Origin of the sequence: Mucilaginibacter celer, assembly GCF_003576455.2 — a bacterium.
Taxonomy (GTDB): Bacteria; Bacteroidota; Bacteroidia; order Sphingobacteriales; family Sphingobacteriaceae; genus Mucilaginibacter; species Mucilaginibacter celer.
Window position 1 is genome coordinate 5,235,017 of the sequence record NZ_CP032869.1, and the last position, 25,725, is coordinate 5,260,741.

At 43.8% G+C, this 25,725-nt stretch carries 26 protein-coding genes; 12 read left to right on the plus strand and 14 right to left on the minus strand.

Annotated features, from left to right (window positions below; genetic code table 11):
* Positions 1–250: 250 nt before the first annotated feature.
* Entirely contained in the window at positions 251–778 is a 528-nt protein-coding gene (locus HYN43_RS21550) for a hypothetical protein (protein WP_121540066.1), read from the plus strand.
* A gap of 28 nt (positions 779–806) precedes the next feature.
* Here HYN43_RS21550 and panD read toward each other — a convergent pair whose 3' ends face one another.
* Positions 807–1,157 carry an aspartate 1-decarboxylase gene (gene panD, locus HYN43_RS21555; RefSeq protein WP_119406007.1) on the minus strand — a complete coding sequence of 117 codons (351 nt, stop codon included), beginning with the start codon at positions 1,155–1,157 and terminating at the stop codon, positions 807–809.
* A 167-nt stretch (positions 1,158–1,324) separates the two neighbouring features.
* Positions 1,325–2,152 (minus strand): pantoate--beta-alanine ligase, encoded by an 828-nt coding sequence (panC, locus tag HYN43_RS21560; RefSeq protein ID WP_119409065.1) that lies wholly within the window; start codon positions 2,150–2,152, stop codon positions 1,325–1,327.
* Between the two features lie 154 nt (positions 2,153–2,306).
* Between panC and HYN43_RS21565 the strand changes: the two genes are divergently transcribed.
* The 4 genes from HYN43_RS21565 (at position 2,307) to HYN43_RS21580 (ending at position 7,465) form a co-directional block, all read left to right on the plus strand.
* Positions 2,307–3,131, plus strand: a complete 825-nt coding sequence (locus HYN43_RS21565) for a glycogen/starch synthase (protein ID WP_119406008.1) — start codon at positions 2,307–2,309, stop codon at positions 3,129–3,131.
* Between the two features lie 15 nt (positions 3,132–3,146).
* Positions 3,147–4,544 carry a DUF4270 family protein gene (locus tag HYN43_RS21570; RefSeq protein WP_119406009.1) on the plus strand — a complete coding sequence of 466 codons (1,398 nt, stop codon included), beginning with the start codon at positions 3,147–3,149 and terminating at the stop codon, positions 4,542–4,544.
* 189 nt (positions 4,545–4,733) lie between these two features.
* Complete coding sequence (glmS, locus tag HYN43_RS21575; protein ID WP_119406010.1) at positions 4,734–6,569, plus strand: glutamine--fructose-6-phosphate transaminase (isomerizing); 1,836 nt, start codon at positions 4,734–4,736, stop codon at positions 6,567–6,569.
* A gap of 122 nt (positions 6,570–6,691) precedes the next feature.
* A complete protein-coding gene (locus tag HYN43_RS21580) occupies positions 6,692–7,465 on the plus strand; it encodes a TerC family protein (RefSeq protein WP_119406011.1) in 774 nt (257 codons plus the stop codon).
* A 191-nt stretch (positions 7,466–7,656) separates the two neighbouring features.
* On the opposite strand, the gene HYN43_RS21585 is transcribed toward HYN43_RS21580, so the two are convergent.
* Positions 7,657–10,074 (minus strand): glycoside hydrolase family 31 protein, encoded by a 2,418-nt coding sequence (locus HYN43_RS21585; RefSeq protein WP_119406012.1) that lies wholly within the window; start codon positions 10,072–10,074, stop codon positions 7,657–7,659.
* A 272-nt stretch (positions 10,075–10,346) separates the two neighbouring features.
* Here HYN43_RS21585 and HYN43_RS21590 point away from each other — a divergent pair, with 272 nt between their 5' ends.
* Genes HYN43_RS21590 through HYN43_RS21600 form a run of 3 tightly spaced genes read left to right on the plus strand, consistent with a single transcriptional unit; the run spans position 10,347 to position 13,319 of the window.
* Complete coding sequence (locus tag HYN43_RS21590) at positions 10,347–12,062, plus strand: IlvD/Edd family dehydratase (RefSeq protein WP_119406013.1); 1,716 nt, start codon at positions 10,347–10,349, stop codon at positions 12,060–12,062.
* 17 nt (positions 12,063–12,079) lie between these two features.
* Positions 12,080–12,847, plus strand: coding sequence for an SDR family NAD(P)-dependent oxidoreductase (locus tag HYN43_RS21595; RefSeq protein ID WP_119406014.1), 768 nt, complete (start codon positions 12,080–12,082; stop codon positions 12,845–12,847).
* 31 nt (positions 12,848–12,878) lie between these two features.
* A complete protein-coding gene (locus tag HYN43_RS21600) occupies positions 12,879–13,319 on the plus strand; it encodes a hypothetical protein (protein WP_119406015.1) in 441 nt (146 codons plus the stop codon).
* A gap of 104 nt (positions 13,320–13,423) precedes the next feature.
* Here the strand turns inward: HYN43_RS21600 and HYN43_RS21605 are convergent, their stop codons facing one another.
* The 6 genes from HYN43_RS21605 to HYN43_RS21630 all read right to left on the minus strand — a co-directional run bounded on the left by HYN43_RS21605 (position 13,424) and on the right by HYN43_RS21630 (position 17,492).
* Positions 13,424–14,269, minus strand: a complete 846-nt coding sequence (locus tag HYN43_RS21605; protein ID WP_119406016.1) for an NAD-dependent epimerase/dehydratase family protein — start codon at positions 14,267–14,269, stop codon at positions 13,424–13,426.
* A 4-nt stretch (positions 14,270–14,273) separates the two neighbouring features.
* The gene (locus HYN43_RS21610; protein ID WP_119406017.1) at positions 14,274–14,567 is read right to left on the minus strand and encodes a GNAT family N-acetyltransferase; all 294 of its coding nucleotides are present in this window, start codon (positions 14,565–14,567) and stop codon (positions 14,274–14,276) included.
* 50 nt (positions 14,568–14,617) lie between these two features.
* Positions 14,618–14,947 (minus strand): hypothetical protein, encoded by a 330-nt coding sequence (locus HYN43_RS21615; RefSeq protein WP_119406018.1) that lies wholly within the window; start codon positions 14,945–14,947, stop codon positions 14,618–14,620.
* 161 nt (positions 14,948–15,108) lie between these two features.
* The gene (locus tag HYN43_RS21620; RefSeq protein WP_162996573.1) at positions 15,109–15,477 is read right to left on the minus strand and encodes a hypothetical protein; all 369 of its coding nucleotides are present in this window, start codon (positions 15,475–15,477) and stop codon (positions 15,109–15,111) included.
* Between the two features lie 131 nt (positions 15,478–15,608).
* Positions 15,609–16,442 (minus strand): universal stress protein, encoded by an 834-nt coding sequence (locus HYN43_RS21625; RefSeq protein WP_119406020.1) that lies wholly within the window; start codon positions 16,440–16,442, stop codon positions 15,609–15,611.
* 90 nt (positions 16,443–16,532) lie between these two features.
* Complete coding sequence (locus HYN43_RS21630) at positions 16,533–17,492, minus strand: zinc-binding dehydrogenase (protein ID WP_119406021.1); 960 nt, start codon at positions 17,490–17,492, stop codon at positions 16,533–16,535.
* A 141-nt stretch (positions 17,493–17,633) separates the two neighbouring features.
* On the opposite strand from HYN43_RS21630, the gene HYN43_RS21635 reads away from it, so the two are divergent.
* From HYN43_RS21635 to HYN43_RS21645, 3 genes are all read left to right on the plus strand, one after another.
* Positions 17,634–18,245, plus strand: a complete 612-nt coding sequence (locus tag HYN43_RS21635; protein ID WP_119406022.1) for a class I SAM-dependent methyltransferase — start codon at positions 17,634–17,636, stop codon at positions 18,243–18,245.
* 238 nt (positions 18,246–18,483) lie between these two features.
* The gene (locus tag HYN43_RS21640; RefSeq protein WP_119406023.1) at positions 18,484–19,047 is read left to right on the plus strand and encodes an adenylyl-sulfate kinase; all 564 of its coding nucleotides are present in this window, start codon (positions 18,484–18,486) and stop codon (positions 19,045–19,047) included.
* On the plus strand, positions 19,044–19,892 hold the full coding sequence (locus HYN43_RS21645) for a sulfotransferase (RefSeq protein WP_119406024.1): 849 nt from the start codon (positions 19,044–19,046) through the stop codon (positions 19,890–19,892). Before HYN43_RS21640 ends, HYN43_RS21645 begins: the two co-directional genes overlap by 4 nt.
* A 288-nt stretch (positions 19,893–20,180) precedes the next feature.
* On the opposite strand, the gene HYN43_RS21650 is transcribed toward HYN43_RS21645, so the two are convergent.
* A complete protein-coding gene (locus tag HYN43_RS21650) occupies positions 20,181–20,618 on the minus strand; it encodes a UPF0158 family protein (protein WP_342633835.1) in 438 nt (145 codons plus the stop codon).
* 65 nt (positions 20,619–20,683) lie between these two features.
* Between HYN43_RS21650 and HYN43_RS21655 the strand changes: the two genes are divergently transcribed.
* Positions 20,684–21,697, plus strand: coding sequence for an SWIM zinc finger family protein (locus tag HYN43_RS21655; RefSeq protein WP_162996574.1), 1,014 nt, complete (start codon positions 20,684–20,686; stop codon positions 21,695–21,697).
* Positions 21,698–21,708: 11 nt separating this feature from the next.
* On the opposite strand, the gene HYN43_RS21660 is transcribed toward HYN43_RS21655, so the two are convergent.
* From HYN43_RS21660 to HYN43_RS21675, 4 genes are all read right to left on the minus strand, one after another.
* A complete protein-coding gene (locus HYN43_RS21660) occupies positions 21,709–22,014 on the minus strand; it encodes a hypothetical protein (protein WP_119406027.1) in 306 nt (101 codons plus the stop codon).
* Positions 22,011–22,403 (minus strand): VOC family protein, encoded by a 393-nt coding sequence (locus tag HYN43_RS21665; protein WP_119406028.1) that lies wholly within the window; start codon positions 22,401–22,403, stop codon positions 22,011–22,013. Before HYN43_RS21665 ends, HYN43_RS21660 begins: the two co-directional genes overlap by 4 nt.
* A 1-nt stretch (position 22,404) precedes the next feature.
* Positions 22,405–22,968 (minus strand): thioredoxin family protein, encoded by a 564-nt coding sequence (locus tag HYN43_RS21670; protein WP_119406029.1) that lies wholly within the window; start codon positions 22,966–22,968, stop codon positions 22,405–22,407.
* A gap of 95 nt (positions 22,969–23,063) precedes the next feature.
* Positions 23,064–25,721 (minus strand): COR domain-containing protein, encoded by a 2,658-nt coding sequence (locus tag HYN43_RS21675; protein ID WP_119406030.1) that lies wholly within the window; start codon positions 25,719–25,721, stop codon positions 23,064–23,066.
* Positions 25,722–25,725 lie beyond the last annotated feature (4 nt).

Below are 25,725 nucleotides of genomic sequence, written 5' to 3' on the forward strand. Positions count from 1 at the left end.
GCCAGGAAATCCCGACCTCAGCGTCGGGGTGCAAAGATAGAGTTTTAACAAACACGATTTATGTTTTTTTTCAGATTTAATATTGACTCCGCCGTGCCTCGTTTTTTTTAACATTCAGGGCGCTTTTTTTGTAAAACAATTGCCTTAATATTTCTGTAAAATGTAATTATATTTACATACGGCAGCTGCTGTACAATTCCAATTTAACCTGTGCCTGCGTTAACGCGCAAGTACCTATTTTTAAAGAACTATGATGAGGAAGCCCGTTGTTCTATTATTGGCGGCTCTTTTGTTTTTCGGCAGCTGCGCCATGCTGCAATCTGTTGTTAAGGGAACTTTTCCATACACGGCCAACATTGTTATACCGCATTCAGCCAGAGTTGATGAAGCGCAAACGGCCATCAGTACGGGCAATAGCTTCGACCAGGACTTTACCAAAGACGGCAATAACGCCAGCCGCATCAGCGAAGTGCGTATAGTATCGGCCAAACTGCAATCCAGCGATCCGTCCGACTATAACATCGGCAATATAGCCTCGTTACGGGTTTATATGGCCAAAAACGATGGAAGCGACGAAGTGATGGTGGCTATCCGTAAAGACATTGCGGCAAACTCGGGAAACAGCATAACACTTGATATTGATAATTCGCATTTCCTGGATGCTTTGGTACGCCAGCCGGGCGTGCGCATCAGGATGGTTTATCGCCTGCGTAAAGCGGCAGATACCGACGTAAGCCTGAAAGTATCGCTGGGGATAGGTTCAACCCCGGCTAATTGATATCACCGGGGAGTTTTGAAAGGATAATTTACTTAATCAGTTTGTTATCCGAATCGGGGAAAATTAAAATAGGCTCGTAGTTGCGGGCTTCGTCAACCTCCATGTACGCGTACGACATGATGATCACAATATCGCCAACCTGTGCCAGGCGGGCGGTAGCGCCGTTAAGGCAAACTGTACCTGTGCCGCGCTCGCCTTTAATAACATAGGTTTCAAAGCGTGCACCATTATTATTATTCACTATCTGTACCTTTTCGTTGGGGATGATATTGGCCGCCTCAATCAGGTCTTCATCAATAGTGATACTGCCCACATAGTTCAACTCGGCCTGAGTTACCTTAACCCGGTGAATTTTGGACTTTAATACTTCAATTATCATGGCGCAAAGTTAGGAATTATTAGTTCATGGTTCATAGTTGATAGTTCATAGTATTTGTTAGCTGATTGTAAATAGTTTATAGCATTTTCTTGACTACAACCTATCTGCTCGCTTGCAAAAAAACCATGAACTATCAACTATGATCCATGAACCATATGCTCCTCTAATTAAAGCAACACGTTATCTATCAATCTTGTTTTACCTACGCGGGCGGCAACAAGCGCCACAAAACTTTCCGAAGCACCGGTTGCCGGGTGAAGGGTTTTACCATCGGCAATTTCAAAATATTCCAGTTCAACGCCGGGCTCGGCCGAAATTGTTTGGGCAGCCTGCTCCTGTAGTTCGGTTATTTTTGTTTTGTCGAAATTATCTTTAACCCAATTTAAAGTTTTTGATAAAACAAGCGAATGTTCGCGGTCATAAGCCGTTAAATGAATATTTCTCGAGCTCATGGCCAGCCCATCCGGCTCACGCTCAATGGGGCACATCACCAGTTTAACGGGCAGGTTCAGTTTTTCAACCATTTTACTGATCACCATAAACTGCTGGTAATCCTTCTGCCCAAAAAAAGCCACATCGGGCTTAACAATATTAAACAGTTTATACACTACCTGCGTAACACCCTGGTAATGCCCCGGCCTGAATTTACCTTCAAGCAGGTGCTCCAGGTCGCCCATATTAAAATGCCATTTCTCATTATCATCATACATCTCGGTAACCTGGGGGTTAAACAGAATATCGCAGTTAACTTCTTCCAGGCGGCGGATATCGTCGGCTATGGGGCGGGGGTATTTTTCCAGGTCTTTGGGATCATTAAACTGGGTGGGGTTTACAAATATGCTGCACACTACCTGGGTGCTTTGCTGTTTGGCCAGTTCAATTAAACCAAGGTGCCCTTTATGTAGTGCGCCCATGGTGGGTACAAAGCCAATTACCTTTACCGGTTTACGGTTAAAGTAATCTGTTATCTCTTTTTTGGTGGCGAATATTTTCAATGTAACAGGGATTACAAAATCTGGCAAAGGTGTACAATTACTTAAAAATAACCAAAACTAACTTGCATAATCGGTTGCCAGTTTATATAATATTAGTTATATTTGCAAACTCAAATTTTTTGAACTTCTTTACATTTTAAATACTGATTTAGTGATGGGTAAATCTAAGCTTCTGTTTGTAACTCATGAAATGTCTCCTTTTCTCGAACTCACAAAAATTGCTGAAATAACACGCCAACTCCCGCAGGCCATGCAGGATAAAGGTTACGAGATTCGTATCCTTATGCCGCGTTTCGGTAATATCAACGAGCGCAGGAACCGTCTTCATGAGGTGATCCGGTTATCGGGTATGAACATCATTATTGATGATAACGATAATCCGCTCATCATCAAGGTAGCATCTATCCCGGCGGCGCGTATGCAGGTGTATTTTTTAGATAATGAAGAATATTTTCAGCGTAAACACGTATTTGCCGATAAAGATGGCAAATTTTACGCCGATAACGATGAGCGCATGATCTTCTTTTGCAAGGGCGCACTCGAAACCGTTAAAAAGTTAGGCTGGGCTCCGGATATCATCCACTGCCATGGCTGGATGAGCGCCCTGGTGCCTGCGTATCTTAAAACCAGCTACAAAGACGACCCTACTTTTAAACATTCAAAAATTGTTTACTCGATTTATGAAAATGATTTAAAAGACAATATGGGTGCCGCCTTTGCCAACAAAGCGGTGATGAGCAACATGACCGAAAAACACGTTGAGCCTTACGGAAACGGCTCAATCCCGGCACTTTATGCCGGTGCCATCCACTACTCGGACGGCATTGTTTTAGGCGACGCCAATATCGACGCGGATGTGTTAAATAATGTTAAAAACAGCAATAAATCGGTTTTGGAATTTGAATCTACTTCAGATTTCGAAAATTATTACAATTTTTACGACGAAATTACCAACGACGAATTGGTGCATGTTGCATAATACTTAATATTATATATGAAATTTTTCCGATTAGACTTATTGACCCTGTTAATAAGTCTTTTTATTTTGAATGGTTGTAAACGTCAGGATGGCATTGGATTAGGTGTAAATGATCAAAACGAGATCAGCGGCAACCTGATAGTGGATACCAACGTTATTGTCAACACTGTTGCCGAGGATACTGCTGCAACATCGGGGCTTAGTAAAACTCCGCTTGCCAACTTTGTCGATCCGGTTTTTGGTACCACCCAATCGTTTGTGGCTATTGGTGTAAACCTGCCAAACAACGCCGCTTATACTGTACCGGCAGGTACTTTATCAATCGACTCGGCTGTATTGGTGCTAAGGTATGCCGATGGTTTTTACGGCGATTCGCTGGCCTCTCGTTATAAAATAAGCGCTTACCAGCTCCAGAATAAAGTAGAAAGCAAAACCTACTACAGCAACAACCACTGGGATCCGGATTTGGGCCAGTTGCTGGGTACAAAAAACTTTACCGCACGTACACATGATAGTATCACCATTGCCCGTATCCGTACCGATACGGTAGATACCATCCAGCGTGTACCGCCCCAGTTGCGCGTGCCGATCAGCAAGGCTTTTATCTACAACCATTTATTCAATGCGCCGGGTAATGAACTTTCGTCAGTTACGGCTTTCCAAAATTCGTTTAAAGGCGTGTATCTTAAGTTAGACAGGGCGCAGGCCAGCGATGCAGGTGGTGTGATTCAGCTAAACCTGACCTCATCAAGCATCGATATTTTTTATAAAGTGGTTAATAATTCAACCACGGATACTGCTTCCGTGTCCTTACCATTTTTTAACCGCGCCGCCGAGGTTAAACATAATTATGAAGGCACACCGGTCGAAACGCAATTAAAGGCTTCGCTTACCAACCCAGGGGTATCGCAAAATACAATCTACATGCAGGGTCTTGCAGGCTTAAGGGCTAAAGTAAGCTTCCCCGGCCTGGAAAAACTTGCCGACTCGGCCATTGTATTAAACCGTGCCGAAATTGTAATTACGCCAAAAGCAGGCTCGGGTGTGCCTTATGCGCCGCTGCCCAAGCTAACCATGTATAAGCTTGATCTGGCTAAGCAACGCGCCCTTATTCAGGATGCAAACGGCAACGATCCTCGTTCGCAAACAAGTTTGTTCGGCGGCAGGTATGATCGTACCAAAAAAGAATACCACTTCCTGGTTACGGCCTACGTACAGGATTTGATCAGTAAAAAAACGGTTGATTACGGTACTTTCATAGCCCCGGTTGATACCACTTTAATTAACACAACAACCGGTATTGACGTTGGTCCTACGGTGCTCACGGCCGCCCGTTCGGTACTGGTGGGCAGCGATAAAACATCCCCTTACAGCATTCGCCTCAACATTATCTATACCCGCATCCGCAAGTAAGATATCATACAATACATATAAAGAATCCCCGCTTAGGGGATTTTTTTGTTTAAGCCAAATGCACTTTTTAAAATAGTTTTTTAAGTATTTAAAAACTTTAGCTTTTCGGCAAAAAATCAAAATAATTATTGCTGTTATGTGTTATATAGCTGTTTATTTTGCGGCGTTTAACATTTTACTTAAATATTTATGTGCGGAATTGTTGGTTACATAGGGTTCAGAGATGCGTATCCTATCGTTATAAAAGGGCTTCACCGGCTCGAATACCGGGGCTATGACAGTGCCGGCGTAGCATTACTGAATTACGAACTTAAGGTTTATAAAAAAGCCGGTAAAGTTGATGATCTTGAAAATTTTGTAAAGGGGCTTAATCTCAAAGGTTCTGTAGGCATGGGGCATACCCGCTGGGCCACACACGGCGCCCCGAGCGACAGGAACTCCCACCCCCACTCATCGGGCGACAGGAAGTTAACCATCATCCATAACGGTATCATCGAAAATTATGGCCCCCTTAAAGAAACGCTTATAGCTAAAGGGCATGTGTTTAAAAGCGATACCGATACCGAGGTTTTAATTCATCTGGTTGAGGATATTCAGCAGGCAACCGGCATGGATTTAAAGGAAGCCGTGCGCATTGCCCTCAACAAAGTAATAGGCGCTTATGCTATAGTGATTATGAGTGCCGATGAACCCGATTTGCTCATTGCCGCGCGCAAAGGAAGCCCCATGGTTATCGGCGTTGGCAAAGGCGAATATTTTATTGCATCAGATGCTACGCCTATTGTTGAGTATACCAAAAACGTTATCTACCTAAACGATAACGAAATTGCCTACGTACAACGCGAAGGCCTGCTGGTAAAAAATATCGACAACTCCATCCAGATCCCCTATATCCAGGAACTCGACCTTAAGCTGGAAATGCTGGAGAAAGGCGGCTACGACCATTTTATGCTCAAAGAGATCTATGAGCAGCCCCGATCTATCCGCGATTGTCTTCGCGGCCGCATTTACCCGCAGCAAGGCAAGGTGCAGCTTGGCGGCATTAAAGAATATACCGAGAAGCTGAAAAACGTTGACAGGATCATTATTGTAGCCTGCGGCACCTCATGGCATGCCGGCCTGGTAGGCGAATACCTGATTGAAGAATACGCCCGCGTACCGGTTGAGGTGGAGTATGCTTCCGAGTTCAGGTATCGTAACCCGATCATCACCGAAAAGGATTTGGTGATAGCCATCTCCCAATCGGGCGAAACTGCCGATACTATGGCAGCCATCGAACTGGCCAAGGAAAAAGGTGCTACCATTTTCGGCATCTGTAACGTGGTTGGCGCATCCATTCCGCGTTTAACCCATGCAGGGGTTTATACCCATGCCGGGCCCGAAATTGGTGTGGCATCAACCAAGGCTTTCACTGCGCAGGTAAGCGTATTAACGCTTATTGCATTTTACATTGCCCAACAGCGCGGCAAAATCACCCAAAGCAAAATGGTTGAATACCTTACTGAGTTGAACGAAATCCCCGATCTGGTTAAAGAAGCCCTTAAATCAAACGATCATATCCAAAACATTGCTGCAAGGTTTAAAGACTCAAGCAATTGTTTATTCCTTGGCCGCGGCAGTTCGTTCCCGGTTGCTTTGGAAGGTGCTTTGAAGCTTAAAGAGATCTCATACATCCATGCCGAAGGCTATCCTGCTGCCGAGATGAAACACGGCCCTATCGCCCTCATTGATGATGAGATGCCGGTAGTATTTATCGCCACCAAACATTCATCGTACGAAAAGGTAATCAGCAATATCCAGGAAGTAAAAGCCCGTAAAGGCCACGTAATAGCCATAGTTACCGAAGGCGATACCGAGGTAAAAGGTATGGCAGATTACGTGATCGAGATTCCGCAGACGGATGAGGCCTTTGTGCCCCTGCTGGCAACTATCCCCCTGCAATTACTGGCTTATCATATAGCGGTAATGCGTGGCTGTAATGTTGATCAGCCACGTAACCTGGCTAAATCTGTTACAGTAGAGTAGTTGGAGCGGAAAGCAAAAGGCGGAAAGCTAAAAACAGAAAGCTAAATTGATATTTTTTGCAACCCCTGCCCTAAGCGGCAGGGGTTTTGTTATTTTTGGAGAGAAACAAATACCTGCACCCTATGAGTTTTGAAATTTTCGCCCAGGCCGAAACCTGGATCTCGCTTGTCACCCTTACTTTTTTAGAGATCGTTTTAGGCATCGATAACATTGTATTTATTTCCATCCTGGCCGATAAGTTGCCGGCAAACCAGCAAAGCCGTGGCCGGCGGGTTGGTTTAGGTATGGCTATGATTACCCGCATCCTGTTATTACTATCCATTAGCTGGGTAATGACATTAACAGCACCGCTGTTTAACCTAAGTTCCGTTTTCAGCATAACAGATGCCGGTTGGGTCGAAAAGCTGGCTATCTCGGGCAGGGATATCATCCTGATTGTCGGCGGCCTGTTCCTGATTTATAAAAGCACTGCCGAAATTCATCATAAAATTGAGGGCGATGAAGAACAGGAAGGTTCGGTAAAGCGCCATTCTTTTTGGGCAACCATCTTTCAAATTATGCTGCTGGATATCGTTTTCTCGCTCGATTCGGTGATTACCGCCGTAGGTATGGCCAGCCATGTAGAGATCATGATTTTGGCGGTAGTTATAGCAGTGGGGATTATGATGCTATCATCAGATAGTGTGGCTTCGTTTGTAAACAAGCATCCAACGGTAAAAATGCTGGCTTTGTCATTTTTATTGCTCATAGGTGTTTCGTTATTAACCGAGGCCTTTGAGCAGCACATACCTAAGGGATATATCTATTTTGCCATGGCTTTCTCGGTTTTGGTTGAGATGCTGAATTTGAAGATGAAGGCAAACAAAGCGAAAAAGACAGTAAAGAAAAGCAAATAAAAATCCGCTGCCCGAAGTCTCCGACTCGGACACTGTATGCCTGGAGTTTGCAACTCCGGCAACAAGCAGAAAATAAAACCCGAACAGCAAAGCAAATGGGTTTACGTTACAAACGTAAACCCATTTTAAGCACACGTTATAAACGTGCGCAAGGTAAATGACTTAATGCCTTAATGACCCAATGACCTAACCTAAAGCGTCACCACCATCGCCTTACCACTATACTTAACCACCTTATCTGCCTTAGCAGTTAAAGCCACATCCGAGCCATGCGCACCCTTAACCATCACAATATTAAACGTGCGGCTTTTCAACTGGCCGGGAAAATGCCCTTTGGTATCTGATATAGTCAACTTATGCGCTTTATCATTCCAGCTAAAGGTAAAAGTGGCCGATTGCCCTTTTTCGTAATTGTAGTTATCGTTCTCATCCTCATAAAACTTAAACGAGGCATCGGCACCCGGATAAATACGCAGTTCGATATTACTGTTCGGTTTTTCGGTAGCATATTCAACATCCGGGCCCATAGGGATGATGGAGCCGGCTTTTACATACAGTGGCAAAATTTCGATTGGTGCGGCAGCACTAATGGTTTGACCGCCGTCAAGCAGTTCGCCGGTCCAGAAGTTGTACCATTTGCTGGCAGCGGGCAGATATACCTGGCGGGCTTTGGCTTTTTTATCAGCATCTTTCGAGGTGTACAATTGCTCGGTAACCGGGTTAACCATAAAGGCCGGACCAAACATATACTGATCAGGAATACCGTAAACGTTGCTGTCGCCGCGGTAGTCAAATGCCAGCGAGCGCATAATGGTATAATTATCGTTGGTTACCCGGCCCGCCAGCGAGTAAATGTATGGCATCAGGCGGTACCGCAGTTTATCAAAATTTAACAGGATGGCCCTTGTATTTTCATCCCAGTTTTTGCTGAAGATGGCGCGCTCGCCTTTACCATGAATCCGGAATATCGGGCAAAAGGTTCCAAATTGAAACCAGCGGGTAAATAACTCACGCTTGTCGGGCTGCGACCAGTCGGCAGGTTTCCAATGGTAGTGATAGCCGCCGATATCAGATGTCCAGTATGGGATGCCCGAGGTACAGGCATTAATGCCCTGGGGTACCTGGTCTTTAAAATCATGAAAAGTACACTCAATGTCGCTTGACCATAGTGTGGCGGCATTGCGCTGTTCGCCGGCAAATGACTGCCTTACCAAAAAGAAGGCACGCTTGCCGGGAATATCCCTGCGCCAGCCTTCATACACACCTTTGGTATGCTGCAGCGAGTAAGTGTTAAAATAATCAATCCCCTTGCCTATGGCAAAATTACTTTGGCGGCGGGCATCCAGCAAAGCGCCGTTATCCGGTTCGCACTGATCAATCCACCAGGCATCCCAGCCGTAACGTTTTATAAGACTATCGCGGGCCTGGTCCCAGTACAGTTCGCGGGCTTTGGGATTGTGGGCATCGTAATAGGTATCAAAAGTGTGGGTAACTACGTTATCCCAGGTAATATCGGTTAAGCCGCCCATTTTTTCTAACGCATCATAGTTAGGTGTACCCTTCCCAAACACGGGCCATATCGAGATCATGGCATGCAGGTTTGCTTTATGCAGGGCATCAACCAGTTTTTGCGGATGCGGGTAGCGCTCGGGCTTCATTACGTGCGAACCGATGGGCAACGGATCCCAGTAATACCAATCCTGCACAATGGCATCCACCGGGATATGGTTGTTGCGGTAGTTATCTTTTACGGTCAGAATCTCGTCTTCGCTCAGATACCTATCCTGCGATTGGAACAAGCCATAAGCCCATTTGCCAAACATCGGGGCTTTGCCGGTAGCCGTACGGTACAGATCTATGATGTGATCAAAACCCGGGCCGTAGAAAAAGTAGTAATCCACCTGTTTGCCACTTTCTGATACATATTTAAATTTGGTATTACCTGCCTCGGCACCATAAAAATTACTTGCCGAGTAGTTATCCCACATCAAACCATAACCTTTGGTTGACAGCAGCACCGGGATAGCACCGGTAAGGTATTTAATAGCCAGATCCTGGTTGCGGCCTTTGTAGTTGATAGACATCGAATCGAGCGGGTGGCAGCCTAAACCAAACAGGGCCTCGTCCTGCGGAGATACAAATTGCGTAGTGATAGCATTGGTGCTGATGCCCGCAACAGTTGCCGGGGTAACTGATTTGTTATCGCTGTCTTCGGCAGTGATAATATTGCCTTTTAAATCGGTATAGGTAATGGCATTAGTAGCTTTACTAACCCTTACTTTAAGCTTCGCTGTGGTGATGACCACCTCGGTTTTGGTATCGGTAACCTGGTAAGCCGGGTGCTGCAGCCATTTGTTATTAACTACCAGCGATGGCTTTGTTTCAAAAGCATCAAAAACGGTATATTTTACTTCGATGATATCATCCTTACGGATAAGCACCTTCATCAGGCCTTTATCTAAAGTAAAGGTAACGCCATCGGCAGCTTTTTTGAATGATTTAATGGTTGCTGAAGCCTGCATAACCGGTATGCCTGCTATCAGCAAAATAATTAACGCAATCGATTGTTTTATTTTTGCGCTTTGGTGAGATAATTGTTTAAACATCATGACTATCACTGATCTGGTTTATATTGGGTGTGAGATATACACCTAATTGTTAGTGTGAATATAGCGTTGTTTTAGTAATTGGAAAAGAAAAAGTGAACGCCGCCCGTAAATTGATTTTTTAGTATTATAAAAAGTTGAAAAAGTACAATCACGAAAATTTTGTTTGCATTTATCGGGTTATGCCTCAAAACTTATCTGTGTAAAATCATTTTACAATAGCCAAAACGATTTACAGAAATCTATATTTGTTAAACACCAATAGCATAAACTTTATGGAGGATAAACCGCTACGCAGCCGGCAATGGTTTGGCAAGCAGGGCAAAGACGGTTTTATATATCGGGCCTGGATGAAAAATCAGGGCATCCCGGCGCACCAATTGCAGGGCAAGCCGGTGATAGGCATCTGCAATACGTGGTCAGAACTTACGCCCTGCAATGCGCATTTCCGCGAACTGGCGCAATCGGTAAAAAACGGAATTTATGAGGCCGGCGGTTACCCGGTCGAATTCCCGGTGATGTCGTTAGGTGAAACGCTGATAAAACCTACCGCCATGCTGTATCGCAACCTGGTGAGTATGGATGTGGAAGAAAGCATTCGCGCCAACCCGGTTGATGGCGTGGTACTGCTTTGCGGCTGCGATAAAACAACGCCGGCCCTGGTAATGGGCGCCTGCAGCGTAAATATCCCTACCATAGTAGTATCGGGCGGACCGATGCTTACCGGCAAATACCGCGGCAGGGACATCGGCACTTCAGATATCTGGCGCTTTTTTGCCGATCATCAAACCGGGCAAATGAACGATGAAGACCTATATGCAGCCGAAGCCTGCATGGCCCGCAGCCAGGGGCATTGCGCCGTAATGGGTACGGCATCAACCATGGCCTGTATGGTTGAGTCGCTGGGGCTTTCGCTGGCCGGAAATGCGGCTATCCCCGCGGCCGATTCGCGGCGCAAGGCATTGGCTCACCTATCGGGCAACCGTATTGTTGAAATGGTAAAGGAAGATCTGAAACTATCAGACATCCTCACCCGCCAGGCTTTTGAAAATGCTATTACTGTAAACGCGGCTATCGGAGGTTCAACCAATTTTATTATTCATTTGCTGGCTATTGCAGGCCGTATCGGGGTTGATCTTAACATGGATGATTTTAATACCTCCGCCCGCAATATACCCCTGCTGGCTAACCTGCAACCCTCGGGCAAGTATTTTATGGAAGATTTTTATTATGCCGGTGGTTTGCCCGCACTGATGAAGGAGCTTCATAACCAGCTTAACAGCAAAGCTATTACCGTAAGCGGAAATCCGTTATCAAGCAATTATCAAAACGCGGAGTGTTTTAATCGTGAACTCATCGCACCTGTCGAAACTCCGTTTAACCCGGTTGCCGGGATAGTTGTGCTAAAGGGTAATCTTTGCGAAAACGGCGCGGTACTAAAACCATCAGCAGCAAGCCCGGCTTTAATGCAGCACACCGGCAAGGCGGTGGTGTTTGAAAATATAGAGGATTTTAACCACAGGGTTAACCATCCGGATTTGGATGTGGACAAGAATAGTGTATTGGTATTAAAAAACGCCGGCCCCAAAGGCTATCCGGGCATGCCCGAAGTAGGTAATATGCTCATCCCCAAAAAACTGATGGACCAGGGTGTTACGGATATGGTACGCATCTCGGACGGGCGCATGAGCGGCACTGGTTTCGGAACCGTAGTACTGCATGTATCGCCCGAAGCCGCTGTTGGCGGAACACTGGCCATAGTGCAGGACGGTGATATGATTTCGCTGGACGTTGCAGCGGGTATTTTACACCTGCACGTAAGCGACGAGGAAATAGCAACACGCAAAGCCGCACTGGTATTGGATCACCAGGTAAGCAAACGGGGGTATACTTATTTATATCAAACCCATGTGGAACAGGCTCACCTTGGTGCCGATCTGGACTTTTTAAAGGGCAGTTCAGGCAGTGAGGTGGCGAGGGATTCGCATTGATAAATAAAACCATCTAAATGACAACTGATAAATTTACAGGTCAGGTAGCCATAGTAACGGGTGCCGGGCAAGGGATAGGCTTTGAAATAGCTAAACAATTAAGTCTTGGCGGCGCCGATGTTTTACTGAATGATTTAAGTTACGACCTGGCAGTGCAGGCTTCATCGGCAATAAATGCACTTGGCGGCAATTGCCATCCACTTGTCGGCGATGCATCCGACATTGATTTTATACAGCAAATGGTTGATGAAGCAGTACATCGCTTTGGCAAAGTTACCATTGCCATCGCCAATGCCGGCATCACACTTTTTGGCGATTTTTTAAATTATCCGCAGCAATCTCTGCAAAGCGTAATGAATCTTAACCTGCAAGGCAGTTTCTTCCTGGCGCAAAGGGTGGCAAGACAAATCATCACACAAAAAAGTGGCGGCAGCATCCTGTTCATGTCATCAGTTACCGGGCACCAGGCTCATCAGGATTTGGCCGCCTACGGGATGACCAAGGCCGCTTTGGAGATGCTGGCCAAAAGTTTAGTTGTGGAGCTGAGCCAACACCAAATCACGGTAAATACCGTAGCCCCCGGCGCTACTTTAACTGAGCGCACCATGGAAGATGCCGGTTATCAAAACACCTGGTCACGCATTACGCCCATGGGGCGTGCAGCTACTGTCGAGGATGTTGCCAATGCTGTTTTATTTTTAGTTTCGCCGCAGGCAAGGCATATTACCGGCCAAAACCTGATTGTTGATGGAGGATGGACAGCGGTGAGCACGTCGCCGTATTAATTTTCAGCAACTGCCTTACTACACTATATAAATGTTTAATAACTTAGACCTCTTTGACTATACCGTCCAAACATTTCGGGCCGGGACCTGGACACTGTTACCTCCGGAAGTTATACTCGAAAACATAACCGGTGAGCTGATTGCGTCCGGTTATCGCATCACAAGTCAAACCGATAATATCATCAAATTTGATTACAATGGCAATTACAGGTTTAATGATAGGATTCAGCCCTTTAAAATGTTAGAGGAGGGAGTATTTGAAGTATCATCTACAGAGAACAAAAGTATCATCAAGCTGATATATTATGTGGATATGACTGCCGATATCGCGCTTATATTATTATGTATATTTTGCGCTTGTATTACCACCAGTTGGGAACCACTGATACTTGCCGTGGGCATGGGCCTTCTATTGTTGCTTCGCATTTACTCGGTTAAAAATGTAGCGGCCAAACTGCTTTCAAATTTTTGAGCGATACATGAAAATTAAAAAAATCATCGTTATCTACATTTTCTGCCGCTGCTCGTCTCTGCCCGGAGTCAAGTATTGAGATATTTCTCCCGTTAACGCCATAGTCATAGCCTATCTAATAAATAATCAAACGTAAACCTGGGTTCATAACCCAAATATCTTCTGGCTTTATCGCACACATATACCCTATCAATGCTTTCCGGAAACTCCCAGCCTTTTAATTGATAAACGGCTTCGGCTTGCGGATAATATTTCCTGATCAGGGCTACCGGATTATGCTTCAACTCAACCAGATCATCCTTGCCAAACGATGAGGTACTTGCAATATTAAAAATCTCAAATTCATCAAAGGTTTTATCCAGGGCTAATTGTAATCCCCTGGCTCCATCCCTTTCATCAAGGCCGCGGTATAAACGATGATTCAGCTTCAGGTTTTCATCCTCGGGCAAAAAACGGCCAACACGGTAAACTGAGGCTTGCAAGCCTTCGCGGTAGAAAAAATCTCTACAAAGCTGTTCGGCGGTTTGCTTGGTGATGTCGTAAATATCTCTTGGCTTAACAGGCAACTCTTCGTCAACCCAAATCGCCTTTTCAGTATCCACCATAGCATCTCCATAAATAGATGTGGTACTGGTGTATAAAAACCGGGGTACCTTATTGGCAATGCAGGCATTGAGCAAATTAAGCGTGCCGTAAATATTTACATCAATAAATGCCCTGCGGGGGTAGTTAAGCTCAAAATGTTTTCCGTGGATGGCTGCTGTATGAATAATGGCATCTATATTTTTTGTTGCCGATAGCACTGTACCCTCATCCAAAATATCGATCAGCAGATCTGTCGTGGCCGAGGGCACGATATCCAGCCCAAGCACTTCATAGCCATGCTTCCGCAAATGATCTAAGGTTACCGAGCCCAATCTGCCCGATGCCCCTGTTACCAAAACCCGCATTAAATTAGTTATGAATTGCCAAAATCCGCGACCATTCCGGGTGCCTTTTCAGATAACTGGCCACATAAACACAAAGCGGAATCAGTTTTAAGTGATTTTCTTCGATATAAGTAAAAGCCTTTTCAACAATGGCCGAAGCCACACCTTTACCCTCAAGCTCAACCGGCACCTCGGTATGGATCAGGTAAATTTTATCATCTTTTCGCTTATAGTCGATAAAAGCACGGTATCCATCAACCGTTAATTCAAAGTTGTGAATGGCTTCGTTATTTACCAGGGGAATATCGTCGTATTTCATAGCAGTATTATTGAAAAACAAATTTATAAACTTAACATTCCCCGCATGTGCTAATTGGTCGAAAATATGCGGGTGTGCTTAAACAATTCAGCAAAGCGATAGGCCATATGCTCAAAAAGGCTTTGATCAATGCTATAGGTGATATGGCCTTTAAAGCCCTGTGCTTTTAGTATGCCCAAATTTTTAAGTTCGGCTACGTGTTTGTTAATGGTTTCTATATTGAAAGGGATTTCCCAAAGGGCTTCACGATTAACGGCATTGTTGTTTTCCATAATAATGCGGATGATGGCAATCCTTACCGGGAGAGCCAGCGCCTTTGCAAAATTGGATAGTTCTTTATCACCCTCGTCGAAATTTGAATATGAATAAGATAGTGGCATAACAGCATGTTATTGATCGTACCTGTTAGCCATACGGCTGCCGGGTACGAAATGATACATATAGCCTGATAGCACATCATGCTAATGTTATTTAAAAATTAAACGGTTATCCCGGCGGTTTAATTGTGCCGGGCAGGAAACATGACAGGTAAACTATCCAATCAAACTATCAGCTGCCGGTTTAGCAGGTAAGCCGGCAAGGGGTGTAGCTCCCGGTACGCTTTGAAGTACGATAGAAAGTATGAGCCAAAGATAGGTGGAAAGCCAAATAACAACAGCAACAACGACAGAAATGTTACACGCAGTTGAAGCCGGGGATTGGCAAGGTGCTTCTGTACCGAAGCCATAGCATTAAGCCCGCCGTCGCGGTATTGGATAATACGTTTGCTGAATGCCTTTTGCAAGGCGAACATATTAATTTTAGCAGGCGGGTGCTGCCTGTTAAACTGCATAAAGCCGATAAAAGGCTTGGCCACAAACATTACTGTCGCGATAAATAAAAATATCCTGAGTTTACGTTGTGGTTTCATTAGCCGTAAAGCTATTAATTTATTAACCTTTTTATTACTAAAGGCAGGGCTTACAAATATAAAGTTAACAAACGGTATTTAACTTTTGTCAATAAAAAAGCTGTGTTTAATTATTGTTATAAAATGCATAGCTATTTCAGTATCAATACCGGGAGCCGGGCATTAAACGAAAGGGCATCGGTAATACTGCTATGGGTTAAATTGTAAAAAAAGCTATGCCTGCCGGGTAATGCAATAATCAGTTGCACGTTGTTACCGCCGGCAAAATCAAGTATCCCTTTTACCACATTCTTATCCTCCGAATAGTAAAGCTTACATTCGTAACAATTTACCAATTGTTTAACCGCGGCCTCATACTCATCCTCGCGCCCGATGTGTTTCTTCTTCGGATCGACATATAAAATCATCAGCTTGGGGTTTAACCAACCATGCGAATTATTTAAACCCTGCAACAAGCCCAAACGGGCTACGGCTTCAAAATCGCAGGGAACCACGGCCTGCTCAATTCTTTTGTAGACCGAGTTTGCCGGAATGATGAGCACTTTAACCGGGCTGCTTTTAGCTATTTCAATAATCTGTTCGCCTATCATGCTCACTTCGCCCGTGGCATCGCTGCCTACTATAAGCAAATCGGGGTGTTTATCCTGAATTACCTGGTATATGGCCCTTAAAACCGGTTCGTTACTTATGGTGGTTTCCACCTCGATGGTTTCGCCACAGCGGTTTTGGAGTTTCTGGCCCAAAAAGGTTAGCTGGCTTTCTATTTCCTGGCGCTCGGTTTCAATATCATCGGCGCTTAGCTGCAAAAAATCGGGCGTGGGTAAAATCTGTTCATATACTGATGTATAAAAACTTTTAAGCAGGATGATTTTTTTTACGGCCGCATCCCGGCTCAGGTCGGTAGCGTACTTGATGGCATTCGAACTTGTTTCCGAAAAATCTACCGGTATCAGTATGGTTTTCATAACAAAGAGGTTTGGCTAATTGGCAAGTTAATATGATATTAAATTTACGTAATTAAAATTTGATTATCATAGCCCAAACCTTTAGGTTAATCAAAATCCAAACAGTACTTTTCCACCTATGTTGCAGGCAAAAGCCTCCGCAAACTCCTCCGGTTTGTAAACAGCCGATGCTGCCAGCTGAAATTCTGTCCGGCCGATAGAGTGTACCAAATGGCTTATCATCTGTGTTTTTTCCTCGTGCGACAGGCCTGCAACATATCCCCTCACTCCAAAACCTTTAATAACCAAATTTTTGAGCACCACTTCGGCATTAAAATAAGCAGTTGCCTGTTGCTCAAGCATGCCGTACACCATTAAATGCCCGGCGGGAGCCAACGCAGTAATTACTTCAGAGGCAAGGCTCCCCCCCACGGCGTCAATGGCAGCTGTTAATCCTCTGCCTTTGGTAATGGTATCGATAGTTGATTTAAGTGTGCCGGGTGGAGGGGCAATAACAGCCTCGGCTTTGAGGGCAAGCAGTTCATCCTTTTGTTTTTCATCCCTTACGGCAGCAATAACGCAAATCCCCTTTTCGGCAGCCAGTTGAATCACTATGCGCGATACGGTGGAGTTTCCGGCGGTAAGCAGCAGCCAGTCGCCGCTTTTTACTTTGGCTTCCTGTATCAAACCATAGGCGGTATACGAGTTAAGCAACAGTTGGGCGGCTTTCTCTAACGGAAATTCATCGGGCAACACAACAACATCCTGCTCATCAACTACCACATATTCGGCCCATGCACCAATTTTACTGAATGCTACAAAACTGCCTTTAGTAACAATGCTGTCGTGTCCGGCGTCTTCAACATAGCCTGCACCTTCAAGCCCTGCAACCTGCGGAAAAACCGGCTGATACCGGTATTTGCCGGCAACAAAAAGTAAATCGGCCGGATGTATCGGACTGGCTTTTACACGTATAAGTAACTGCCCCGGCCCTGGTTTGGGAAAGGCCAAATATTTTACCTGAATTACATCGGCAGCATTGCCGGCCTGTTCAAATACCAGTGCTTTCATACATAATGATACAATTGGCAGGTGATTAAGGTTTTATGGGCAGGTACCCGCGCCGGTATTTTCGGCTAACCGCAGTGTATTTTTTTGGATATTAATATTAACGGCAAGCCTAAAACCGTAATTTAGATTTTTATAAACACCATGGGCAATAACCTTCAACAACTATACGGCAATATTGATATCTACCTGTTTGATCAGTTACTGAAAGGGCGTTTTGATAACTGCACTACAGTGCTTGATGCCGGCTGCGGTGGCGGGCGCAATATCGTTTACTTTTTAAACAATGGCTTTGAGGTGTACGGCGTTGACCAAAGCACCGAAGCCATTGAAGCAGTAAGGCAAATCTCGGCAAGCCTGGCTCCTGCCAACCCTCTGAATAATTTTTCGGTTGCCCCGGTTGAGGATCTGCCTTTTGATGATGATCAGTTTGACGTGGTGATTTGCAGCGCAGTGCTCCATTTTGCACAGGATGCTGAGCATTTTGATAACATGGTACGTTCACTGTGGCGCGTGCTTAAACCCGGCGGTCATTTTTTTGCAAGGCTGGCTTCTGATATCGGCATTGAAGAACTGGTTAAACCCCTGGGCAATTTCCGCTACCTGCTGCCTGATGGTTCTGAGCGTTTTTTGGTAAGCGAAGACGTGCTGATGGAGTACACCGAAACCCTGGGCGGCAAACTGTTTGAACCTTTAAAAACCACCAATGTGCAAAACCTGCGTTGTATGACAACCTGGTGCATGCACAAACTTTAAACACTATTAACAGATACATTGCGGCGCTGGCAAAATCCGTGTTCATGCACTGAAAACGCCGAAAACCATTTCGGGAGCTCCTCTCCCGTCTATGTCATTTTGCTGTTCATCGACACAAACCCCCTATGTGTCGATACACCAAGTGTTAACTATAATTTAAACTGAAAAGGCTGCGTTACTTTGTAAAACAACACAGGTTTAAACAACAGTTATCATTAACAGCTTAATTTAAACACCTATGATCCTATTAATATGCGGGTTATCCGGTTCGGGAAAAACTACCCTTGCACAAAGTGTTAAAATGCGTTTGTCGGATACCGACATCCCCGTCGAAATAATTGATGCCGATGTATACCGGCAAAAACTGTTCCCCAACCTTGGCTACACTAAGGAAGACAGGTTTGAAAATATCCGCCGCCTGGGTTTTATTGCCGGTAAGCTATCGGGCCATGGCCTGGTAACCATTATCAGCGCCATTAACCCCTACGATGTGATCCGCCGCGAACTGATCGCCTCCTATCCCAATGTAAAACTGGTTCATGTAGATTGCCCGGTTAAAACCCTGATGCAGCGCGATACCAAGGGCTTATACCGCCGGGCATTGCTGCCCGAAAACCATCCCGACAAGGTAGGTAACCTAAGCGGTGTGAATGATCCCTTCCAGATCCCATCTTCGCCCGATGTGTATATCAATACTCATATTACCCCGCTTGCCGAAGGCACTGAAACTCTTGCTGCCTTTATTATGGATCAATACCAGCACCAACAAAACCAGTACGTTTATCAACATAAAGCATCATGACCCAAACTTTAATCATAGCGGGCATGCATCGCTCGGGCACATCGCTTATTACCAACTGGCTTAGCCGCTGCGGTATGCAGATTGGCGAGCGCCTTTGCGTTGGCAACGCAGGCAATGTTGAAGGCCATTTTGAAGATGTGGAGTTTTTAAAACTGCACGAAGAGATCCTGAACTGCAACAGCCTGGATATCTCGGGCCTGGTTGAAAATAAGCACATTAAAATACCGCTGTACCAGCTCGAAAAGCTGAAAGCTGTTATTGGGATTAAGCAGGAGTTGTATGAGCAATGGGCCTGGAAAGATCCGCGTACCTGCCTGTTTTTGGATACGTATACCGAATTGCTGCCCGATGCAAAGTATCTGGTGATCACCCGCAATTTTCAATCGGTAGTAAGTTCACTGCTGAGGCGGGAGTTTGCGTATATCGACAAAAAGTATATGGCGCGTAATTATATTCAGCGCCTGGCCTGGACTAAATTTCGCCGTAAACGCCGCCGCGAGGCATTTTGGCATGATCATGCCGGGGCGTTTTTAAAAATATGGATCAGTTATAATGAAGAGATTCTGCGTACCATAAAAAAACTAAAGCCCGACGAGTACCTGGTTACCAACTATGCCCAGCTGCTTGAAAACGACAGCGATGTTTTCAACTTTTTAACCGGCAAATGGAACCTGAGCCTTAATTACTTTGATTTTAAAGATGTGTACAAACAGGAGCTAATGGGTAAAGCCGAAGATATAAGCGACTATGTGCCTGATAAATCACTCCTGATTAAAGCCACCTACCTGGTTAAAAGGTTAAACAGCCACATGCGGGGCGCCGAGAGTTTTGGCGAGCATGATTGATGGATTGTAAGCAAAAATCTGCCATCAAAAACAAAGTGTTCCAATTTTAAAAGGTGGAACACTTTGAGTAAATTCAAAAAATGGAACACCTGATAATCAACATGTTGTGTTTTACGAATAATCGCTAAAAGTAAAACTGGAACACCTTGCTATTGATAATCAGCAATTTACATTTTTCAAAAAACAAAACTGGAACACCCGATTTTAAAATTGGAACACTGCTTTTTTAAATTTGGAACTGTCTCGTCCTGAAAAAAATTTACACTTACAACCTGTAGGGCCGGTATTTTAATCATCGTCACTACCGAAGGCAAAATCAATCTCATCCTTTACATATTCAAAATACCGCTCTGCTTTATAAACAAACCATTCCTGGCGCAAGCCGGGGTATGAATGCAGCAGATCATTAAAATGCCTGAAAAGTTTGCGTTGTGAAATAGCCGTGGTAAATACGCCCCCTGTGCGCACGTCATCTATCCCAGCTATAAAACTTTCCATAATTCTGAAAGCCTGCGAACTGGGCATCGGTTCGAAAGCGATGTAGCTGTCGCGGTCGGCCTCAATCTTGCCGGTTACATCTTCCCACATATCTTCAACATCCGAAAACTCCAGCTCGTCGGGGTAATTTACTACCTCTCCGGTTGTTTTATGTAAAAATACCAGCATGCCGGCGTCAAGCCATTCGGCTATTTCCTTTATTGTTTCTGATTTTACTTCAATTACTATGTAGGTTTTTGTATGAGTTTTTCGCTAACGATTAGCATATTTGCTTAAGCTTTAACAAAGTTACCGTGAAAATAGTTGAAAATAACGAAGGGTTTACAATCTATAATTTCGACCGGCAGATCAATGCCAAAATACTTCAGCGCGGCGAAGGATATTATGAAAACGGTGCCGTACTGAACCTTGATGAAGACCGAGGCACCTGGACTGCCGAAGTTGAGGGCACCGAAAATTATGAAGTAACGGTAAGCCTGACCGGCCATCAGGACATCAATAGTTATTTTTGCGATTGTCCGTATGATGGCAAAATTTGCAAACACGTGGTAGCAGTACTGTTTCAGCTGCGCGATGAAATCAAAATCCTCTTATCGGCACCTCAAAAAATATCAAACAAACAAAAATTCGAGGTACTGCTTAATAAAATAACTGCTGATGAGTACCGGAATTTCATAGCTCACCACGCTAAAAAGGACAAGAACTTTAAAGCAGCCTTTGAACTGTTTTTTGCCGATAAGGATGATAACGATGATGCCGGGCAAAAATATGTACAAACGGTTAAAAATGCCTTCAGAAAGTTTAGCATGCAGGCTTATGATTATCGCGGGCAGAGGACATTTATGCGTGAAGTTGATAAATTAATTGGAGACACCCATCATTTAATAGAAAAGAATAAGCTTTCTGCAGCCTTCAATATGGGGGCCGCGATTTTGGAAGAAATGATGGAAGTGTGGCTCTATGCCGATGATTCGGACGGGGCTATCAGCGAGCGGATTTCTGATTCGATCCAACTGATCAGCGAGTTTACCGAACTAAGCGGGTTAACTGATAAACTTAAGGAAGAAATTTTTTCCTTTTTAGCTAAACAGCTTAAAAACGAACGATATTTTGATGCCGATCTTGGAGACGATCTGTACTACATTTTCGAGAAAGTGGCGCTTAATCTAAACCGGGAAAAGGCAGCTTTTGATTTTCTGGACAGGATGATTGAAGCCGCCTCAAAAGACATCTACAGTTACCGCAGGAATATGTTTATAGCGTGGAAAGATGAGCTTCTTAAAAAAATACACGAAAGAAAAATTTAGGATCTTCAGGTTTAAAATACATCCCAATAAACCATCACTACAAGTAAAAACACGATAACCGAATTTATTTTAGATGTACGCCCGGCAATTTTAATACTCCCTTCCCTCCCTTCACTATTATGCAAGGCAAGCCGGTTAATCATATTGATCATTATAATAACCACAGCGGCCTCGGCAAGCAGCAACAGAATTTTAAAAAATGTATATCCCTTGTACGGAATTACCCAAATATTCAAATAAGCATTGGCAACTACCAGGAACCAGATTGCAACCAGCTGATAAATGATGTTAAAAAAAATGTATCCCGCTTGTTTCATGTAGTGTGTTGGATAAGGTCCCATAAATTTCCATACAAATCCTCAAATACAGCAACAATCCCATAACTTTCTACTACAGGCTGGCGCACAAACGATATATTAACGGCCAACATATTGTTATAATCGCGATAAAAATCATCGGTTTCAAGAAACAGAAATACCCTGCCTCCCGTTTGATTGCCAACAGCCAACAATTGTTGCTGGTTGGCGGCTTTTGCCAACAACAGGCAGCACCCGGTATTGCCGGGAGGCCGGATCAATACCCAACGCTTATTATCAGCTAACGGGGTATCTTCTATAACCTCAAACCCAAGTTTGGTTACATAAAAATTAAGGGCCTCGTCATAATCTTTAACCAATAAAGCGATATGGGCTATTGATTGCTTCATGTTAAGCAGGCAAGTTTTTTAAGATAGCCAGCAACTCCCGCTGAAAACTTTCGCCCTTATCTTCGTTATACCATTTTTGCAGGGCTATTTTCTTTTCGGCCATATCCACATGGTCTTTAACCATTTGCAGGTATAGTTTCTGGCACTCGGCCGGGCGTGGGCCCCAGGTTGCCAGATCGTTATGGTTGCCATCGGCAATAATGAACTTAGGGATGGAGCGGGTGCCGTTGGTGAGGTATTGCTCAATTAAAAACGGCGGGCTGTCGCGCAGCTGGTAATCAACTTTAATCAGCGGGTTCAACTCCGACAGGCGGTGTATAAAAGGTATGGTATGAGAAGCGTCGCCGCACCAAAGTTCAGTAATTACCGTCCATTGCTGTTCGTTAACTATGTTTTCAATTGCATCGGTTAGCGTTGTATTCAATACCCCAACCTTCAGCCAACGCTGCTGGCGCGACCAGTTTAAGCGGGTATAATTTAAATAATCCGGGTTATCATAAGGTGCCGCCGGGGCAGGGCTGTTTAGCGTATCGAAAAATAACTGCTGATAGGTTTCGAAATCCATGGGCATTTTTGTTTACCTGGATGCAAGGTAGGGAATGCGCGGGGGATTTTGGTGGGGTGGGTGTAAAAATTAGAGAGAGACTCCCAATCTGATAATTACTGATCCCAGCCTCCAACTCTGCTTCGCGCTCCCTGCTTAACTAATATTGTCTCCTTTATTTTATTGGCTACCTCTTTCCATATTCCATTTCTATTAGGATGTCTCTCGATAGCTACACCATCTTTGGGCAGTATTTGTATTTTGGAAAGCGGTGTTTCTTCCCACATGCAATCGCTTACTATTATTCCTATAACTAAGGCATCGCCCGATTCATGCCTTTGAATGGCTCTCGTAAGTTCTATATCATAGATAAAGTTCGACTTGAAAAAGTCGGCGGTTATCATCAATACAATAATGTTCGATTCATTTAAATGCCTGATTATTTCTTTATTCCAACTGTCGCCCGGTAATAGCCATCTATCATCCCAAATTTTCCAATGGCCTGCTTTTTCCATAGGACTTATCATTGTACGAAACTCATCTTTAAAGGACTCGTTGCGGTGAGAGTAGGAGATAAATATTCTTGGTTTTTCTTCGTAAGCTATACCTTCAAGTACATGTTGCGCCGAAAGCCATTTTCGGGTGCCATTTTTACATCTAACATTGTCTCCGTGTTTCGCGTAGTCTTCAAGATCTTTCAATTCATAGATTGTAGTTTCGCCCCCTTTAATACAATCAGCACAATTACAAGCTATTGTTTCTTTAAATTTTATTCCCTTAAAGTCCCTTTGTAAATCATAAAGACACTTACGGATATCAAGTAGCCTTCGTTTTCTCTCCGGGCCATTAATTTTAATCACTATCCTATGCGTTAAGTGATGCTCAATTATTTCGGCAACTGTTCCGTCTTCCCACTCAAGTACAACACCGGCGCGCCATGCATGAGTTGATTTTATATAGAGACTTAATCTTGCTATTAAACGAGTTATCAATCCCGCAGGCATAAAAACATAATCAAAATAAAAAACTATCGCCCAACTACGTACTCCCGTCAATATATTCTCTTCAATTGGTAGTAATTGCGGCGCTATGTAATCATGAGTGCCATCTATTTTGTAACAGAGGTCAAAATGCTGCATTAACTTCAGCAACTGTAAGTGGTTACCCATAAAACGCCTATCAGACCATTTCCGAGCTAATGTGTTTTCACTGAATCTGCCCCCATTATCAATAATCTCTTTGGTATCTAAAGCAGCATATATCGCATCTATGCACCACTGCGGTTTTAAAATAATCAAATCATCAAGCCCAAACACCTCTGAGAAATAAAGCAATACCCCCAGGTTATGAAGTGTTTTCGCAAGTATCTGCATTTGCAAAACATCGTTAACCTCATTTTGCATGCATACTTCGGCAAATCGATTCCAGTTGATATGCTCTTCAGTTAATACTGATAAATCGTCCCGCACTTTTACCCAATAGGCAGGGAAGGGCTTTCCTAATACATCCAGATTAGTGAAGTAATGCTCTATCGTATCCTTCATTTTCTGTATGGCAGTGATATCTTTATCGGCAAAATTTACGTCTATACTGGTTCTGATCAGGTTTGGGAAGGCTGAATAGATTTCTTGTCCCGGAATAATTTGCCGTGCTGCATTATCTTTAGCATTAAATATCATAAGAATCGGACTTTCTTCGCCAGCCCTTATCGTCACAATGTTAAGCCAATAGTAAAAATCAGTATCATTTTTTCGATTATCATTTAAAAGAATATAAAGCGTGTCCGGCGTAAGAAATAATTGATGTGTTGTATGATAAAGTTCCTGGCCTCCAAAATCCCAAATATGCGCCTGAATAGATTTTACACCATATTTCGTTGTTGCCTGAAAGGGATAAGTGGTTACCCGTATACCCTCAGTTCTCTTATCTTCTATATTAGGAACGGGATGATTAGGATTATTTAATTTTCTAATAAGCGTGGTTTTGCCTGATTCGCCAGCACCAACTATAACTATTTTTGCCTCGTAAAGTCTGCCCGTCCCTTGTTTCTTTTTTTGAATAAAATATTCATTAACTGCATCATATCCTTGATTAATTAGTTCGAATGGGGGCTCTTCAATTTCTTCAATGCTGTCTATAAATAACCCAGACTGAAGGAGCAGATCTTGGCGAGATTTTTTTGTCAGAGAACAAAAAAACCTTAATTCTTCATTTAACCCAATTAATCCAGGAGTAGCATCTTCAGCAACGTCTCTGTTAAATGAAGCTGTTTCAGCCTCATTTTTTTCAATTAACATTTTGATAAACTTATCTGGAATTCTCATTACAGGATTGATTTTCCGAAAAAGTTTAAGCCTATTCAAAATGCTTTTCTCGTTCAAAGTAAACTCCTCAAAATAGTAAGGAAGTTTTTTCTCAGGAAATAAACCACGTTCGAAAATAACTTCAGGGATCTTTCTAATTTTAAGTAACGATATATATTTTAAAGTTGAAAGAGTTGCTAAAGTCTCTGGAAAATCGAAAGTAAAGCCGACATAAAAAACTAGGCGCTCTAAAAATTTAAATCGTGCTATTATCTCCATTAATGGAATTTCAGTCTCCTGTTCCCCAAGTCCTATTTTTATGCCATTTACTTGTTGGTTTTTATTAAGAGAATATCCGGATAGCCCTATGGGCGCTATTGCAAACAAATCAGTCTGAACGAAATGGCTGTCTTGATCCACCGTTTTCAGTAATATCCGTAAGTCCAGGATTAATTCTAAATCATTTTTCATATAA

Excerpts from the sequence above, each read along its gene's own strand:
- HYN43_RS21625 (WP_119406020.1), bottom strand. The coding sequence starts at position 16,442 with ATGAAAACCATACTGATACCGGTAGATTTTTCGGAAACAAGTTCGAAT.
- HYN43_RS21570 (WP_119406009.1), top strand. The coding sequence starts at position 3,147 with ATGAAATTTTTCCGATTAGACTTATTGACCCTGTTAATAAGTCTTTTT.
- HYN43_RS21610 (WP_119406017.1), bottom strand. The coding sequence starts at position 14,567 with ATGAAATACGACGATATTCCCCTGGTAAATAACGAAGCCATTCACAAC.
- glmS (WP_119406010.1), top strand. The coding sequence starts at position 4,734 with ATGTGCGGAATTGTTGGTTACATAGGGTTCAGAGATGCGTATCCTATC.
- HYN43_RS21590 (WP_119406013.1), top strand. The coding sequence starts at position 10,347 with ATGGAGGATAAACCGCTACGCAGCCGGCAATGGTTTGGCAAGCAGGGC.
- HYN43_RS21615 (WP_119406018.1), bottom strand. The coding sequence starts at position 14,947 with ATGCCACTATCTTATTCATATTCAAATTTCGACGAGGGTGATAAAGAA.
- panD (WP_119406007.1), bottom strand. The coding sequence starts at position 1,157 with ATGATAATTGAAGTATTAAAGTCCAAAATTCACCGGGTTAAGGTAACT.
- HYN43_RS21635 (WP_119406022.1), top strand. The coding sequence starts at position 17,634 with ATGGGCAATAACCTTCAACAACTATACGGCAATATTGATATCTACCTG.
- HYN43_RS21565 (WP_119406008.1), top strand. The coding sequence starts at position 2,307 with ATGGGTAAATCTAAGCTTCTGTTTGTAACTCATGAAATGTCTCCTTTT.
- HYN43_RS21605 (WP_119406016.1), bottom strand. The coding sequence starts at position 14,269 with ATGCGGGTTTTGGTAACAGGGGCATCGGGCAGATTGGGCTCGGTAACC.
- HYN43_RS21665 (WP_119406028.1), bottom strand. The coding sequence starts at position 22,403 with ATGAAGCAATCAATAGCCCATATCGCTTTATTGGTTAAAGATTATGAC.
- HYN43_RS21600 (WP_119406015.1), top strand. The coding sequence starts at position 12,879 with ATGTTTAATAACTTAGACCTCTTTGACTATACCGTCCAAACATTTCGG.
- HYN43_RS21675 (WP_119406030.1), bottom strand. The coding sequence starts at position 25,721 with ATGAAAAATGATTTAGAATTAATCCTGGACTTACGGATATTACTGAAA.
- HYN43_RS21630 (WP_119406021.1), bottom strand. The coding sequence starts at position 17,492 with ATGAAAGCACTGGTATTTGAACAGGCCGGCAATGCTGCCGATGTAATT.
- HYN43_RS21640 (WP_119406023.1), top strand. The coding sequence starts at position 18,484 with ATGATCCTATTAATATGCGGGTTATCCGGTTCGGGAAAAACTACCCTT.
- HYN43_RS21620 (WP_162996573.1), bottom strand. The coding sequence starts at position 15,477 with ATGAAACCACAACGTAAACTCAGGATATTTTTATTTATCGCGACAGTA.
- HYN43_RS21670 (WP_119406029.1), bottom strand. The coding sequence starts at position 22,968 with ATGGATTTCGAAACCTATCAGCAGTTATTTTTCGATACGCTAAACAGC.
- HYN43_RS21580 (WP_119406011.1), top strand. The coding sequence starts at position 6,692 with ATGAGTTTTGAAATTTTCGCCCAGGCCGAAACCTGGATCTCGCTTGTC.
- HYN43_RS21585 (WP_119406012.1), bottom strand. The coding sequence starts at position 10,074 with ATGATGTTTAAACAATTATCTCACCAAAGCGCAAAAATAAAACAATCG.
- HYN43_RS21595 (WP_119406014.1), top strand. The coding sequence starts at position 12,080 with ATGACAACTGATAAATTTACAGGTCAGGTAGCCATAGTAACGGGTGCC.
- HYN43_RS21550 (WP_121540066.1), top strand. The coding sequence starts at position 251 with ATGATGAGGAAGCCCGTTGTTCTATTATTGGCGGCTCTTTTGTTTTTC.
- HYN43_RS21660 (WP_119406027.1), bottom strand. The coding sequence starts at position 22,014 with ATGAAACAAGCGGGATACATTTTTTTTAACATCATTTATCAGCTGGTT.
- HYN43_RS21645 (WP_119406024.1), top strand. The coding sequence starts at position 19,044 with ATGACCCAAACTTTAATCATAGCGGGCATGCATCGCTCGGGCACATCG.